The organism is Flaviaestuariibacter terrae (assembly GCF_054777635.1).
On record NZ_BAAHAL010000008.1, the window covers coordinates 1229993 to 1244505 of the forward strand.

Annotated in this window: 17 protein-coding genes; 7 read left to right on the plus strand and 10 right to left on the minus strand. The window is 58.1% G+C overall.

What is annotated here, in order from left to right:
- Window positions 1–100: 100 nt before the first annotated feature.
- From ACYU7Z_RS13440 to ACYU7Z_RS13455, 4 genes are all read right to left on the minus strand, one after another.
- Window positions 101–2197: a glycoside hydrolase family 97 protein gene (locus ACYU7Z_RS13440; RefSeq protein WP_460571284.1), complete on the minus strand. Its 2097-nt coding sequence runs from the start codon at window positions 2195–2197 to the stop codon at window positions 101–103.
- 1 nt (window position 2198) lies between these two features.
- A complete protein-coding gene (locus ACYU7Z_RS13445) occupies window positions 2199–2939 on the minus strand; it encodes an LOG family protein (RefSeq protein ID WP_460571286.1) in 741 nt (246 codons plus the stop codon).
- Between the two features lie 54 nt (window positions 2940–2993).
- A complete protein-coding gene (locus ACYU7Z_RS13450) occupies window positions 2994–3236 on the minus strand; it encodes a hypothetical protein (protein WP_460571288.1) in 243 nt (80 codons plus the stop codon).
- 196 nt (window positions 3237–3432) lie between these two features.
- Window positions 3433–4380: a UDP-3-O-(3-hydroxymyristoyl)glucosamine N-acyltransferase gene (locus ACYU7Z_RS13455; RefSeq protein ID WP_460571290.1), complete on the minus strand. Its 948-nt coding sequence runs from the start codon at window positions 4378–4380 to the stop codon at window positions 3433–3435.
- Window positions 4381–4660: 280 nt separating this feature from the next.
- Between ACYU7Z_RS13455 and ACYU7Z_RS13460 the strand changes: the two genes are divergently transcribed.
- From ACYU7Z_RS13460 to ACYU7Z_RS13475, 4 genes are read left to right on the plus strand one after another with little or no spacing between them, the layout of a single operon-like run.
- Window positions 4661–5536, plus strand: coding sequence for a YicC/YloC family endoribonuclease (locus tag ACYU7Z_RS13460; RefSeq protein WP_460571292.1), 876 nt, complete (start codon window positions 4661–4663; stop codon window positions 5534–5536).
- A gap of 44 nt (window positions 5537–5580) precedes the next feature.
- Window positions 5581–6054 carry a gliding motility lipoprotein GldH gene (locus ACYU7Z_RS13465; RefSeq protein WP_460571294.1) on the plus strand — a complete coding sequence of 158 codons (474 nt, stop codon included), beginning with the start codon at window positions 5581–5583 and terminating at the stop codon, window positions 6052–6054.
- Window positions 6054–7040: a sensor histidine kinase gene (locus ACYU7Z_RS13470; RefSeq protein WP_460571296.1), complete on the plus strand. Its 987-nt coding sequence runs from the start codon at window positions 6054–6056 to the stop codon at window positions 7038–7040. The genes ACYU7Z_RS13465 and ACYU7Z_RS13470 overlap by 1 nt, the downstream gene beginning before the upstream one ends.
- A gap of 5 nt (window positions 7041–7045) precedes the next feature.
- Window positions 7046–7753 carry a response regulator transcription factor gene (locus ACYU7Z_RS13475; protein WP_460571298.1) on the plus strand — a complete coding sequence of 236 codons (708 nt, stop codon included), beginning with the start codon at window positions 7046–7048 and terminating at the stop codon, window positions 7751–7753.
- 165 nt (window positions 7754–7918) lie between these two features.
- Here the strand turns inward: ACYU7Z_RS13475 and ACYU7Z_RS13480 are convergent, their stop codons facing one another.
- Window positions 7919–8620, minus strand: a complete 702-nt coding sequence (locus tag ACYU7Z_RS13480) for an SDR family oxidoreductase (RefSeq protein ID WP_460571300.1) — start codon at window positions 8618–8620, stop codon at window positions 7919–7921.
- Window positions 8621–8656: 36 nt separating this feature from the next.
- Between ACYU7Z_RS13480 and ACYU7Z_RS13485 the strand changes: the two genes are divergently transcribed.
- Together ACYU7Z_RS13485 and ACYU7Z_RS13490 are read left to right on the plus strand one after the other, a co-directional pair.
- Window positions 8657–9361 carry an HAD family hydrolase gene (locus ACYU7Z_RS13485; RefSeq protein ID WP_460571302.1) on the plus strand — a complete coding sequence of 235 codons (705 nt, stop codon included), beginning with the start codon at window positions 8657–8659 and terminating at the stop codon, window positions 9359–9361.
- 109 nt (window positions 9362–9470) lie between these two features.
- Complete coding sequence (locus ACYU7Z_RS13490; RefSeq protein WP_460571304.1) at window positions 9471–9881, plus strand: response regulator; 411 nt, start codon at window positions 9471–9473, stop codon at window positions 9879–9881.
- A gap of 1 nt (window position 9882) precedes the next feature.
- Here the strand turns inward: ACYU7Z_RS13490 and ACYU7Z_RS13495 are convergent, their stop codons facing one another.
- Window positions 9883–10917, minus strand: coding sequence for a sensor histidine kinase (locus ACYU7Z_RS13495; RefSeq protein ID WP_460571306.1), 1035 nt, complete (start codon window positions 10915–10917; stop codon window positions 9883–9885).
- Between the two features lie 244 nt (window positions 10918–11161).
- Here ACYU7Z_RS13495 and ACYU7Z_RS13500 point away from each other — a divergent pair, with 244 nt between their 5' ends.
- Window positions 11162–11830 carry a response regulator gene (locus ACYU7Z_RS13500; RefSeq protein ID WP_460571308.1) on the plus strand — a complete coding sequence of 223 codons (669 nt, stop codon included), beginning with the start codon at window positions 11162–11164 and terminating at the stop codon, window positions 11828–11830.
- 48 nt (window positions 11831–11878) lie between these two features.
- On the opposite strand, the gene ACYU7Z_RS13505 is transcribed toward ACYU7Z_RS13500, so the two are convergent.
- From ACYU7Z_RS13505 to ACYU7Z_RS13520, 4 genes are all read right to left on the minus strand, one after another.
- Window positions 11879–12049 carry a hypothetical protein gene (locus tag ACYU7Z_RS13505; protein WP_460571310.1) on the minus strand — a complete coding sequence of 57 codons (171 nt, stop codon included), beginning with the start codon at window positions 12047–12049 and terminating at the stop codon, window positions 11879–11881.
- A 32-nt stretch (window positions 12050–12081) separates the two neighbouring features.
- Window positions 12082–12738, minus strand: a complete 657-nt coding sequence (locus ACYU7Z_RS13510) for a phosphatidylserine decarboxylase (protein WP_460571312.1) — start codon at window positions 12736–12738, stop codon at window positions 12082–12084.
- 94 nt (window positions 12739–12832) lie between these two features.
- Entirely contained in the window at window positions 12833–13531 is a 699-nt protein-coding gene (locus ACYU7Z_RS13515) for a phosphatidate cytidylyltransferase (protein WP_460571314.1), read from the minus strand.
- Between the two features lie 2 nt (window positions 13532–13533).
- Window positions 13534–14499 (minus strand): CPBP family intramembrane glutamic endopeptidase, encoded by a 966-nt coding sequence (locus tag ACYU7Z_RS13520; protein ID WP_460571316.1) that lies wholly within the window; start codon window positions 14497–14499, stop codon window positions 13534–13536.
- Between the last annotated feature and the right edge of the window lie 14 nt (window positions 14500–14513).

A 14513-nucleotide genomic window follows, 5' to 3' on the forward strand; every position in this document is an offset into this window, starting at 1 on the left:
CTCCAATTGGTACGTACAAAGGGACCCGCTTGCGTAACGCACGAGTTTGCTTCGCTACGCCCGCAATGACGGGCCCTTCGTGCGAATTCAGTTTGGTTTCTTATTTCTTCGGTACGAGGCTGATCGCCACGCCGCCGCCGGCTGCGAGGTTCAGCGACAGCTTTGTCTCCGACGTCACCGTGCGCTTTTCTATTGTGTAGGCGGTGGGGTTCTTCTCCCAGTCCGCGTCATCGGCATCGCGGTAAATGGTGGCCGTGAAGGCCTGGCCTTTGGGCAGGAAGGAGAGGTCGGCCTCAAGGATGCGCGGCTTCTCGTTGGTAATGGCGCCGGCAAACCAGCGGCCGGTGCCTTTGGCCTTGCGTGCTACAAGAATGAATTCCCCGGGCTCGGCAGCGAGGTACTTCGAGTCCTCCCAGTCTACCGCCACGTCCTTGATGAACTGGAACGCATCGCGGTGCTTCTCGTAATTCTCGGGCAGGTCGGCGGCCATCTGCAATGGGCTGTACATCGTTACATAGAGCGCGAGCTGCTTGGCCAGCGTCGTATGCACCTGCTCCTTTTTCCTGGGGTCATAGGCGCTCATCTTTATTTCAAAGATGCCCGGCGTGTAATCCATCGGTCCGCCCATGAGGCGCGTGAAGGGGAGGATCGTTTCGTGTGCCGGCGGGTTGCCGACGCTCCAGGCGTTGAACTCGTTGCCACGTGCCGCCTCGCAGGCCATCCAGTTCGGATAGGTGCGCTGCAGGCCCGTGGGGCGCGTCGGCTCGTGCATGTCGACCATGATGCCGTAGATCGCTGTCTTTCGCGCCACGCGCGCATAGTGGTTCACCATCCACTGCCCGTCGTGGTGCTCGCCGCGGGGGATGATGCGGCCCACGTAACCCGTCTTCACGGCGTTGTAGCCATACTTCTTCATAAAGCGGTAGGCTGTATCCATCTGTCGCTCGTAGTTGGTAACGGAGCCGGAGGTTTCGTGGTGCATGATGATCTTCACACCTTTTTTGGCGGCATACTGCTGCAGCTCCTTCACGTTGAAGTCGGGGTAAGGTGTTACGAAGTCGAACACATTTTCCTTCCACTTGCCGTACCAGTCTTCCCAGCCCACGTTCCAGCCTTCCACCAGCACCGCGGGGATGCCGTTCTTCGCCGCGAAGTCGATATAGCGCTTCACGTTGGCCGTATTGGCGCCGTGGTGACCGTGCGGAACGAGCGTCGATGCCGACTGCGTGCCGGAATAATCCCAGCTGCTTTTGCCGACGTGCATCTCCCACCATACACCCACAAACTTTTGGGGCTTGATAAAGGAAGTGTTCGTTACGGCGCTCGGCTCGTTGAGATTGAGGATCATCCGGTTGGCGGCCAGCACCTCGGTGGCCTTGTCGCTCACGATCACCGTGCGCCAGGGCGTGCGGGCCGGTGTTTGCAGGTAGGCCATATTGCCAACCGCGTCGGGCACGAGCTGCGAGCGGAGCGTGTTGCTGGCCTTGTCGACCATCAGGTTCATCGCGGGGTAGTTGATCAGCGCAGCCTCGAAGATGTTGATGTACAGGCCATCGTCGCTCTTGAGCATCAGCGGTGATTGCACGTAGTTGACGCCGATCGGCGACCGCACACCAATCTCCGTATGATCGCTCGCCTTCAGCGCATCCACCTCGCTGAGGCGGCTGTGCGTGTAGGGATATTCATTCGAGTCGTAATCGCCGGGAAGCCAGAAAGCCTGGTGATCGCCGCTGAGATGAAACTGCGTATTCTCGGCGGCGACAATGAAATGCTGCAGCCCTTTTTGCCCGGGGAATTCGTAGCGGAACGCAAGGCCTTCGTTGGAAAGCCGGAACACAACGTCGAGGCGGATATGGGCCTCGCCGCGATCTTCGAGCTGAAGGCGCAGCTCGTTGTGCTGATCGCGGATATGCGCGTACTCGCCCCACACCGGCGTCCAGGTCTGGTCGAACGAGCTGCTGCTCTGTGCGCTGATGCGGAAGGTCGACAGGTTTACGTCGGGCTCGCGAAGCGTGATGCCGAGTGTTCCGGGCTGGAGCACCTCGCGCTCCTGGAAGCGGAGGGCGTAGGAGAGGTGGCCCGCATCGTCGGTCTGAACCGTCAGCCGGAAGCGCTTGTCGGGCGACCGCAGTTCCTGCGTTTGTGCCTGTGCCTGCATCGAGAGTGCCGAGAGAACAAGAAAGAGGTACCGTTTCATGTTACTTTTTTTCGAAGAGCCACCACAGTCTTTTGCGGGGCTTGATTTTATAATTGGTCTGAATGTACTTGCGGATATGCTCCATCGCTTCGTCGATGTCGTCGGTGAGGAGCACGAGCTTCATGTCGGACTCGGCGATGGTGCCGCGCTTCGCCATGTCGTACATCGCCTCCATCAGCTCTTTGTAAAACTCCTTTCCGTAGATCACCACCGGGAAGCCCGTGATGGTTTTGGTCTGGATAAGCGTCAGCGTTTCGAAGAACTCGTCCATCGTGCCGAAGCCGCCGGGCATGATGATAAAGGCATACGAGTACTTGATGAGCATTGTTTTGCGGGTGAAGAAGAATTCGAACGTGAGGCTCTTATGCAGCCAGCGGTTCTCCACCTGCTCGAAGGGCAGCTTGATGTTGCAGCCTACCGACATGCCGTCGGATTCGAAGGCGCCGCGGTTGGCGGCTTCCATAATTCCGGGTCCGCCGCCGGTCATGGTGGTAAAGCCCATGCGCGCGATGCGCCGGCCAAACTCACGCGCCTTCTCGTAGTAGATATCGTCTTCCTTAAAACGCGCCGAGCCGAATACGGTGATGCAGGGACCAACGAAGTGCAGCCCGCGGATCGCAGCGATCAGCTCGCGAAACACCTTCCACGCAAAGTTCAGCTCGTAGCTGCGGCTCTTGGGGCCGTCGAGGTACACGTGCTGCTTGCGTGGGATGATCGGATCTTGATGGGTGGACGTCGACATGAACGGGATTGTGCCCTAAATGTAGCATACGACCGGCGTTGGGGCCAAGGCTTATTAATGGCGGCCAGGCACCGGGTGCGTCAGCACGGTGTCCCAGCCCGGGTTGGGGCCGGTAGGCGAGTCGAGCGTAACGTCTTCGCTGGAAGGCTTGTTGTTATCGTCGGTGTCGATGGGCTGGCCGGGATCGAAGGGTGGCCGCAGCAACTGGCTGTCCACCGTCGACGGCTGTGCCGCATCCTTGCGGGACGAACCTCCGACGCAGGAGGTCAGCAACAGTATCCAGAGCAACCTTTTCACTACCTGGTTATCACAGCAATATTAGCGCCACGAAGGGGGAAAGGTTTTGGAGGTTTTGGAGGTTTTGAAAGTTTTGCAAGGTTGTCGTTCGCCGGCAATTTCCAATCTGCAAACTCCAAACTCCAAACTCCAAACCCCAAACCCCAAACCCCAAACCCCAAACCCCAAACTCCAAACTCAAAACTGAAAACCGAACTTATTCCTTCCCCGTGATCTTCTGCCAGATCTCCGGGATGCGCTTGATCCAGACAAGCTCCTTCATTTTCACCGAGGCTTCCTGTACGGGTGAGCCGAAATATTTTTTGCCGCCGGCGATGCTTGCGGGCACACCGCTTTGCGCGTATACCTCGGCGCCCGACCCGATCGTGAGCGTCTTGCTCACGCCGACCTGTCCCCAAAGAATAACGCCGTCTTCGATGACCGTAGCACCGGCGATGCCGACCTGCGCGGCGAAGAGACAGTTCTTTCCAACGATGGTATCGTGCCCGATGTGCACGAGGTTGTCCATCTTGGTGCCGGCACCAATAACCGTGTCGCCGCTCACGCCTCGATCGATGGTACAGTTGGCGCCGATCTCAACAGCATCTTCGAGAACAACGCGGCCACAGCTGAGCATTTTTTTATAGTGCACCGGGCGGTTCGTTTTCTTGTTGTAGTAAAACGCATCAGACCCGATGACGGTGCCCGACTGGATGATGCAGTCGTTGCCGATGATGCAGTGATCGCCGATGACGACGTTGGGCTGAAGGATGCAGTTGCTTCCGATGCGCACGTTGTTGCCGATGACAACACCCGGTGCGATGACGGTGCCTTCGCCGATGACGGCGCTTTCACTGACAGGACCCTGCAGCGGCACGAAGGGACGATAGCGCTGCACGATGGTCTGGTACGCTTCGAACGGATCGCTCACCAGCAGCAAAGCCTTATGGGGCGGGAATTCCGTGCGTTGGTTGATGATGATGAAGGTCGCTGCCGACTCGATGCATTTGCGGTAATACTTCGGGTGATCGACGAACACGAGGTCGCCTTCTTCGACCTTGTGGATCTCGTTGATGCCGGTGGCGAAAGCTTCTTGATTACCGATGATCTCGGCGCCGATGAGACGCGCGATATCCGTGAGTGCGACAGGTTGATCGAAACGCATAGCTTAAAGATTGCAGCAAAGGTAGGTGTGTTGGCGGCGATGCATCAGTGCGGGTCGCATCGTGATGATGCAGGTTCGTGCGATGCTGTCGGCGACGTCATCCACAGCGACAAAAAAATGTGAATAAATTTGTGCATAATTTTTTTCAATTAGCGGAAAAACTTTTTAATATTGTGGTAGGAAATTTTTATTTCCTGTACTTACTAACCCATCCCAATATTAGCCCCGCAGAAATGCGGGGCTTTTTATTTCTACCTTTACCGACATTAAACAATTGTGCATGTTGAAATCAATGACAGGCTTTGGCCGTGCGGAGCAGGCGGTAGGCGACAAAACATTCCTGATCGACATCAAGTCGCTCAATGGAAAGCAGTTCGAATTGCAGCTCAAGATGCCGGCCTTCCTGAAGCCGTTTGAATTCAACATCCGCAAGGTGCTTTCCGAAGGCCTCGTCCGCGGCACCGTGGATTGCAACATCAGCCTCAAGGAAACGGGAAGCGCAAAGCCCATCACCATCAACACCGACCTGGTGAAGGCGTATCATCACTCGCTGCGCAGCCTGGCCGACGAGCTCGGTCTAGAAACCGGCGACCTGCTGGCGACCATCATCAAGCTTCCGGAAGTGATCACGCCGTCGAGCGAAACGCTTACGGATGCCGAGTGGCAGCAGTTCGAGCGTGTGCTCGGCGCCGCCATCGAAGACCTCAACCGCCACCGCGCCGACGAAGGCCGCTCACTCCGCGGCGACCTCGAGCTGCGTATCCGCAACATCGGCCTCCAGCAGGAGCAGGTGGCGGAGCTCGCACCGCAGCGCCAGCTGAAGATCCGTGAGGGGATTGTGAAACTCCTCGAGGAACATGTAGGGAAGGAGAACTACGATGCCAATAAGCTGGAGCAGGAGCTGGTGTATTATATCGAGAAGATCGACATCTCCGAGGAGCAGGTGCGTCTCAACAATCACCTCGAGTATTTCACGCAGGTGCTCAACGAGGAAGATTCCAATAAAGGCAAGAAGCTTTCCTTCATCCTCCAGGAGATCGGTCGCGAGATCAACACCACCGGATCCAAGGCTTACGACCACAACATCCAGAAGTGCGTGGTGCAGATGAAGGACGAGCTCGAGAAAGCGAAAGAGCAGGTGTTGAACGTATTATAGAAGGATTCAGGATTTCAGATTTAGGATTTCAGATTTGTTGTGCTATGAGACAACTTGTTTTTTGCGGATGCCTGTTACTGCTGCTCGCCGGTTGCGACACGATCGACCTGTATGAGCAAACCGCCTCCATTAAGGGGCAGGCCTGGCAGAGCAGCCAGAAGCCCACGTTTCGCTTCAACATCAAAGACACGACGTCGGCCTATAACCTGTACGTCCTGCTGCGGCACTCGGCGCGCTACCACTATAATAATATCTGGGTCGACCTCGCCACGCAGGCACCCGACGGGCAGGTGGCGCATGTGCAATACGAGCTTCCGCTCGCCGATCCCGCAAGGGGCTGGCTCGGCTCGGGCATGGATGATATCTACGAGCACCGCATTGCCCTCACGCCCCTCAATGAAAATTTCCGCTTTCACAAGGCCGGCACCTACAGCTTCACCATCAGCCACCTGATGCGCGAGGACCCGCTCGAGCAGGTGTTCAACGTAGGACTCCGGGTAGAGAAAAAGCCACGCTGATGCCTGCCGATACGCGCCGCCAATCCCGCCTAGTCACCATTGTATTCTGGGTGCTGCTGTCGTATATCATCGCCGCCCTTGTGTGGTGGTTTCTTTCGCTCGAGCGCCAGAACCGCGAGATCCACGACCTGAAAGTGTGGGCTTCCGCGCCGCTTCTTGAGGAACCCGGTCAAAGCAGCGCCGTTACAAAAGCGCTCAAGGCCCAGTATGAGCGCAACTCGCGCAAGTATGCCTACGAGGGCGTTACGTTTCTCCTGCTGATCCTCTTCGGCGCCGCCTATATCTACCGCCTCGTGCGCCGGCAGTTCCGGCTGCAGCAGCAACAGCAGAATTTCGTGATGGCCATCACCCACGAGCTCAAGACACCGCTGTCGGTGGCCCGTCTCAACCTCGAGACGCTGCAGAAGCGGCAGCTCCCCGACGACAAGCAGCAGCGCCTCCTAGCAGCCACTCTCCAGGAAACCTTGCGGCTCGACACCCTCATCAACAACGTGCTGCTTTCCTCGCAGCTCGACGCGCGGGCCTATACACCCACCTGCGAGGAGCTTGATTTCAGCGGCCTCGTGCGCGATGTGCTCCAGGGCTTCCGCGACCGCTACCCGTCGCGGCCCATCGTGGAGGAGATCGACGAGGACGTGGAGGTTGTTGGCGACCCGCTGCTGCTGCAGCTGCTGCTCAGCAACCTTGTCGAGAACGCCAACAAATACAGCCCACGCGAATTGCCGATCCATTGCGCACTGCGCAAGGGCGCTAAGGGCCCGGTATTGGAAGTGCGCGATAGCGGCCCCGGTATCCCCGACGATGAGAAGCGGGCTGTGTTTGAAAAATTTTACCGCATGGGCAATGAGCAAACGCGACGGAGCAAGGGCACGGGCCTCGGCCTCTATATCTGCAACCGCATCGCACGCACCCACGGCGCCAGCATCCAGCTGTCGGATAATGCACCCACCGGCGCTACCTTTACTGTGCGCTTTAAAGCCACCTGAACAGCATGAACCCCGGACAAAAGCCCTCCATCCTCGTGGTGGAAGATGAAGAGAACCTGCACGAGACGCTCCGCCTCAACCTGGAGCTCGAAGGCTACGAGGTAACGTCGGCCTACGACGGCATCGCCGCGCTGAAGGCCGTGCAGGAAGAGTATTTCGACCTCATCATCATGGACATCATGCTCCCGGAGGTCGACGGCTTCAGCGTGACGCAGAACATCCGCCTTACCAACGACGAGGTGCCCATCCTGATCCTCAGCGCGCGCAACAACAGCGAAGACCGGGTGCGCGGGCTCCGCAAGGGCGCCGACGACTACCTCACCAAGCCCTTCAACCTCGAGGAGCTGGTGCTGCGCGTACAGAAGCTGATCAACAAGAGCCAGCGGATCAAGGAAAAGACGACCCTCGGCGATACCTACAGCTTCGGCGGACATACGGTCAACTTCAAGGCCCAGGAGGCGCTGACGCGCAGCGGCGCGCGGATCGAGCTTAGTAAGAAAGAAACCATGTTGCTGAAGCTGCTCATCGAAAACAAGAACGAGGTGGTGCCCCGCGAAAAGATCCTGCAATCGGTGTGGGGCTACAACGTGTATCCCACCACCCGTACGATCGACAACTTCATTCTCAACTTCCGCAAGTACTTCGAGGAAGACTCGCGCAACCCGAAGTATTTTCATTCGGTGCGGGGTGTGGGCTATAAGTACGCGGAGTGACCTCAGCCCCGGCCGCTCTCCGGATCGGAGGGAGGGGAGCACAAAGCCCCGATGCCTGAAGCATCGGGGCTTTGTTTCAATGATCTGTGTCGGGCAGGTAGAAAACCTGAGCAACGTAGGTGCAGAGTCACCCCTCTCCGCCTCGGAGAGGGGCCGGGGGAGAGGTCACAGATCCCCCAGCTGCGGGCGCACAACAATCTCCTCCACCGTAGCCGCGTACGAAAGCTGGCTCGCCGTGTAGATCAGTTGCGCGATGTCTTCGGGTTTCATGATGCGCTCCTCGGCAACGCCGGACCCGTTCCACGAATCGGTATAGACAGCACCGGGCAGTACGGCTGTCACCTTGATGTTATGCGGCTTGAGCTCCTCGCGGAGGTTGCGGCTGAAGCCAAGCAGGGCAAACTTGGAAATGCTGTAGGCGCCGCCATTCGGGTACGCCTGCAGCGAGGCGATGGAGCAGATCGTGAAGATGTGCCCGCTCTTCGCCGTCATCATATGCGGCAGCACGGCGCGGGTAACGTGGTAGGCGCTGTAAAGATTGACGCCGAGCATCTGCTCGAGCGCGCCATCGGCTTCCGTAGAAATACCACCCGGCACAAAGGTGCCCGTGTTGTTGACCAGTACGTCGATGTTTCCCGCCGTGGCCACCACCCATTCGCCGAAAAGACGCGCCGCGGTTTTATCGGAAAGATCGGCGGCCATCGTCTCCACGCGGATGCCGGGGAAGCGGCTCCGGAGCTCCTCGGCCGTCTCGAGCAGCGTCGACTCGGTGCGGGCATTAAGAAAGAGCTGGTGGCCATGGGTGCCGAACTGCGTGGCGATCGCTTTGCCAATACCGCGCGAGGCTCCCGTGATGACGACGTTCATGTGTTACTTTTGTTGGTTCACCCGCAAAGCTACTCCATGCCCCAACGCAAATACCGGCACCTCTTCTTCGACCTTGACCACACACTATGGGACTTTGATGCCAATGCCCGCGCGACCCTCGAGCAGCTGCATCTCGATCTCAACCTGCCGGAGCGCGGCATCCACGACTTCGATGCCTTTTACCAGCGCTACATTGGTCACAACGAGAAGCTGTGGGATCGCTACCGCAAGGGCTACATCAAGCAGGACGAGCTGCGGCTGAAGCGCATGTGGCTTACGTTGCTCGACTTCAAGGTGGCCGACGAGGACCTGAGTCGGCAACTCAGCGAGCTCTTTCTTCAATTGATGCCTACACGCACACTAATCTTTCCGGACACACGCGAGGTGCTGCAGTATCTCAGGGAATCGGGCTATGCGCTCCACATGATCACCAACGGCTTCGAAGGCATCCAGCATACAAAGCTCCGTGTGTCGTCGCTCGATACGTACTTCGGTCACGTCGTTACCTCCGAGGGCAGCAACAGCCTGAAGCCGCAGCCGGAGATCTTTCACTATGCCCTGGCAAAAGCAGGCGCCAGCGTCGAAGAGAGCCTCATGATCGGCGACAGCCTCGACGTGGACATAGCGGGTGCCAAAGGGGTGGGAATGGATGGCGTGCACGTCAACTACAACGGCGCGCCCCAGTCGTTTGCGCCTACGTACACGATCACAGCCCTTAAGCAGCTAATGGAATTCCTGTAACGGCCTGCCCCGGAGAGCCGCTCCTGTAGCCGGATGACTACATTTCAGGCAGATTAGCCATGCTTTGGCAAGCACCGCCGTAAGGCACGGCTACCTTTATGGGTCTGCCATGATACGACGAACCCTGCATATCCTTCATGCCGATGACGACGCCGACGACCGCTGGATATTCGAAGACGGCCTGAAGCAATGCGGCGACCTGTTGCTGACCCAGTTTGACGACGGGGAGCCGCTGCTCGAATACATCCGCAAACTCGGTGCTTCCCTCGCCGGGAGCATTGCGGTTATCTGCGATATGCAGATGCGGCGCCTCGGCGGCGTGGACGTGTTGCAGCAGGTGAAGCAGATCCCGGGCTGCGAGAAGATACCGGTCATCATCTTCAGCACTTCTTCTTTTTCGGAAGACATACGTGTCTGTATGGAGAAAGGCGCATTGGGCTTTTATTCCAAGCCCAACACGGTGCACGAAAGCATGCGTGTCATTGGCAGCATGATCGAATCGATCGCTGCAAAGGTCTGAGTCAGCTCAGCGTGCGGGCCGGAATGGACACGCGGATGCTGCAGCCATCGCCGGGACGTGAGTCGATATCAAGCGTGCCATCGACCATTGCTACGCGGCTCTTCATGCTGCGCAGGCCAAAGCCCGGTACCACGTGCGCGGGGTCAAATCCTTTTCCATCGTCGTGTACGGTCAGCTGTAGCTTTCCGTCCTTGAAATGAAGCGAGATGTTCAGGTGACGCGCCTCCGAATGCCGGATCACGTTGGTCAGTTGTTCCTGGAGAATGCGCAGCACGGTAGTCTTCACCTTCGATTCGATAAGGGCCTCGGGCGGGAGCTCGAACGATTTTGTTACCTGGATCTTCCCGAGGTCGGTGACGTTGGCGAGCAGGTCCTCAAGCGCCGCCGTCAGCTGCTTTTCCTCGTGCGTCGAATGGAGCAGCGTCTGCGAGAGTTCTTTTACTTCATCGATCGCTTTTACCACGAGGCCGTGCCCCAGGTTCAGGAAGGAGGTTCCGCTGCCGCCGCCCGTCAGTGCATTTTCAAGGTAAAGCCGCGCGGTGTGCAGGATCTGGCCTACGTTGTCGTGGAGCTCCTGGCTGATCTCCATGCGCTCCACCTCCTGCGTGGTGAGAACGGCGTTGCGGATATGTTCCTGGTTCTTGTCGTCCTGCAGCTGAAGCCGCCGGTGCAACAGCACCTGCGTCGTCACTTCCTCTACGCCGTGCAAAATTCCGAGCAGTTTTCCCGACGCGTCATTCACCGGAATATTCTGAACACGCCAGTAGCGCTCGGTAAAGGGCGTGTTGCTGTCGCCACGCGTGTCGTAGCGAATGAGGGGGAGGTCCTGCCGCTGTTGCTCGTGGAGCGCGGTATTCAGCGAGTCGGCGAGTTGCTGCGAACCGGTTACTCCGGCGCCGCTGTTGTCGGGAAACATGGAGAAGAGCGGCTGGCCGATGATGCTTTGGTCACGACCCGACACGGCGAGGTACGCTTCATTGGCCGCCAGGATGCGGAAGTCCGGCTCCGGCGAGAGAAAGAGGTAGGGGCTGGGCAAGGCAGCAAATATTTCCGGGTAGAAATTCATGGCTGAGGCAGAATGTCTAACGGAGGAAGGCACCGCTGGCACTCATAAAGTTAGAGCGCTTTTGCTGATTTTAAGCCTTTTTTGGCTGCTGTCGGGCGCTGCTGAATTGGGCAAATTTTTAGAATTAGCGGTTCACGATTTGTAGTCCGGGCGCTACAAATCATTTAGAAAGAACCCGACAATAATAGTTGGGCAAAACAAATTTTTTCGCGCCGTGCAAAAGAACATATTACTTGTCGATGATCATGCGGTAATGCGCAGTGGCCTGCGGCTGCTCCTGGAAGAGCTTTCGCCCTCGCTGCACTTCTTCGAGGCTTCCGATGCGGATGCCGCGCTGGAGATCATGCGCCGCTATCCCATTGATGTGGTCGTGCTGGACATTCACCTCGGCGAAACGGACAGCATTTCGCTGGTCGAGCTGCTTTCCATCCGCTACCCGCATGCCTATATCCTCATCTTCTCCATGCTCCCCGAAAAAGTTTACGGGCGGAGACTGATGCAGGTCGGCGCGCGGAGCTTTCTTCCGAAATCCTCGGCGCTTGCCGAGATACGCCGCGCCTTCGAGCTCGTGCTGGGACGCAAGACCTATATGAGCCAGGAGCTCATCGAGTCGCTTTCCGGCGAAGCCAATCCTGTCCCTTCGGGAAGTCCGTTCGATGCGCTTTCGCGGCGCGAATTCGAGTTTGTGCTGCTCGTCCTTTCGGGCGCGGGCATCAGCGATATCGCGCAAAAGCTCAACGTGAAGCCTTCGACGGTCGGCACCTACAAGGCGCGGGTATTCGAGAAGCTGCGGATCAGGACGCTGTTTGAGCTCAAGGACCTGGCACTGCTCTACAATGTGTCGAGCCAGGCACTCGGCAAGCAGGCCGACGGCGTTAATTAAAAAAGCCCCGGTGCGGACACCGGGGCTTCAATCTTTTTTCAGAAAGCATCAGGGCTTTGCGCAGCTCTTCATGGACTTGGAGCAGGCGCCGCCGCCCATTTTCTGGCAGCAGGAATGCGCGGCTTTCTTTTTCTTGCCTTTGTCGGCATTGACCGCCGTAGCGGCTACAGTACCAACGGCGAAAACACCGGCGAGCGCAACGAGGAGATATTTTTTCATGGCAAATCGATTAGTAGCTAAAGATAGGGCAATTACCATTTGCCCAGGACGGTTACGCCCCCTTTTACTTTCTGGTTGATCTGGACGTCGATCTTGGTGCCGATCGGCAGCAGCAGGTCAACGCGCGAGCCGAATTTGATAAAGCCCATCTCTTCGCCCTGCTTCACTTTCATGCCGGGCTTCAGGTAGTTGACGATCCGCTTGGCGAGGGCGCCGGCGATCTGCTTCACCAGCACCTGCTTGCCGTCGCGCTCATACACCACGCTGTGGCGCTCGTTTTCCGTCGACGACTTGGGGTGCCAGGCAACGAGGAACTTACCCGGGTGGTACTGGCTGTACTTCACCTCGCCGTCGACCGGGTTGCGGTTTACGTGCACGTTGAGCGGGCTCATGAAGATGGAGAGCTGCAGGCGCTTGTCGTTGAAGTACTCGTCGGCGTCCACTTCCTCGATCACCACCACGGTGCCGTCGCAGGGCGCCACGATGAGGTCTTCACCCGTGGCATGCGTGCGCTTCGGGATCCGGAAGAACGACAGGATGAAGATCAGCAGGCCGATCGTGGCCATGAGGATGATCCAGCCCAGGATCGGGTAGGCGGGCGTAACGAAGAAAAGGGTCAGCAGGTTGATGGCCGCTACCACGATTACGGATACGAGGATGGTAACGAAGCCTTCTTTGTGAATGCGCATCAGTGAGGGATTATGGGCCCGAAAATACAACCTTGGTTGGTAAGGTTCTGAAGGTTCTTAGGGTTCTGAAGGTTCGGAAGGTTGCCGTAAGTGTTTACGAATAAAAGAGCGCTACGTAAAGCCAGGCGCAGGGAGCGGCGAAGAGCAGCGAGTCGAAGCGATCAAGAAAGCCGCCGTGGCCGGGCATAAAGCTGCCGCTGTCTTTAACGCCGGCAGTTCGCTTGAGCTTGCTTTCAAAAAGGTCGCCGATGGTGCCGGCGATGGCGGCGATGGTTGCGATGCCCGCGGCCAGCGGATACGAAAGACCGGCATAATGACCCAGGAAGCTCATGACGGCAACGGCCAGCAGGGCGCCGCCGGCCGTTCCCTCCCAGGTTTTCTTCGGCGATATTTTCGAGAAGGGTGTTTTCCCGATAAGCGACCCGACGATATAGGCCATTGTATCGTTGATCCAGATGCTGACGATCAGCTGGAGGCAAAGCAACCGGTTTTCCTCATCGGCGAAAGAGCCCGCCGGGCGCGTGTGCAGCCAGTTGAAGCGAAGGTCGCACAGCAGGAAGAGCGGGAGCGTGAGGTAAAGCAAACCGAAGAGGATGTCGCTGGCCGTTGTGCGCGGCCCGTGACCGGGAAAGGCTTTGCGCAACCGGAGAAGCTCGTACCAGCCGCCGAAATGCACAATAGTAAAAAGCACGAGAAAGGCCCAGCGGCTCCACAGCAGGCCCACGGCCATGACAGCTACAAATACGACGGCGGTGAGGGCGCGGGTGCGAAAGGTTTGCCAGTTAAAGGCCATGGTCAGAAGCTTAAGTCGTTATCGGGGCGACGCTCTTCGAGCTCGTCGGCGTATACCGTTTCGAAGTCCGTGCCGCTTTGGCGGTGCATGTAGCGGACCAGGAAGATCGTAAGGGCGAGGCTGGCCAGCGCGGCCGGGAGCAGCGCGCGGCTCCCTTCGAGCAGGGAGGAGTCGCTGCTGGCCGTGGAGGGCACGTAGTAGGCGATCACCAGGATGAGCGTATCATAAAGAAAGTGGGCGAGCATGGACGTCCACAGCGAGCCGCTGTACCAGTAAATGGCGCCGAGGATGACCCCCAGGAAAAAGCGGGGCAGGAAACCCATGAACTGCATGTGGAAGAAGGAGAACAGGAAGGCCGTGATGAGGATCCCCGACCAGGGGCTCCGCGTGCTCCGGATCAGGAGCCGCTGGATGATGCCGCGGAATACGAGCTCTTCGCCGATGCCGGCGGTAAGCGCAATGCAAACGATATTCAGCAGGAGGTCCTTGGGCGTGTGCTTTTGCAGGAGCACAACCAGCGTGCCGTTGGCCTGGTCTTCCATCGCCGTTACCTGGTGCCGGAACGGACTGTGCTCGATCATCCAGCGGTTGACGAGGCCGGTAAGATCCACGAAGGGAACGGCCACCAGGAGCGTTGTGATGCCGATTATCCAGTACAGGCTGCTGTGCGGCGGGCGGAGGCCGAGGTAGTGACCCGGGCGCTCGTCGGAGAAGCGGGCAAAGAGAAAGGCGGGAACCAGGAACAGGCCGAAAAACTGGAGCAGCATGAGGCCGCGGAGCATCAGCAGCACCTGCGGGTCGCCCGGCGTCCAGCTGCGGTAGTTGCCCATGCTCACCATCGGGATGCCGGTGATCTTTGCCAGCAGGGCGCCGCCAGCCAGGAACACGATCATGAAAATAGCCATGGCCATGCCCACGAAGAGAAGCAGCTGCACGTAGACGGGCCTTGTTTTAAGATATGTTTGCATACTACTCCGGCGCA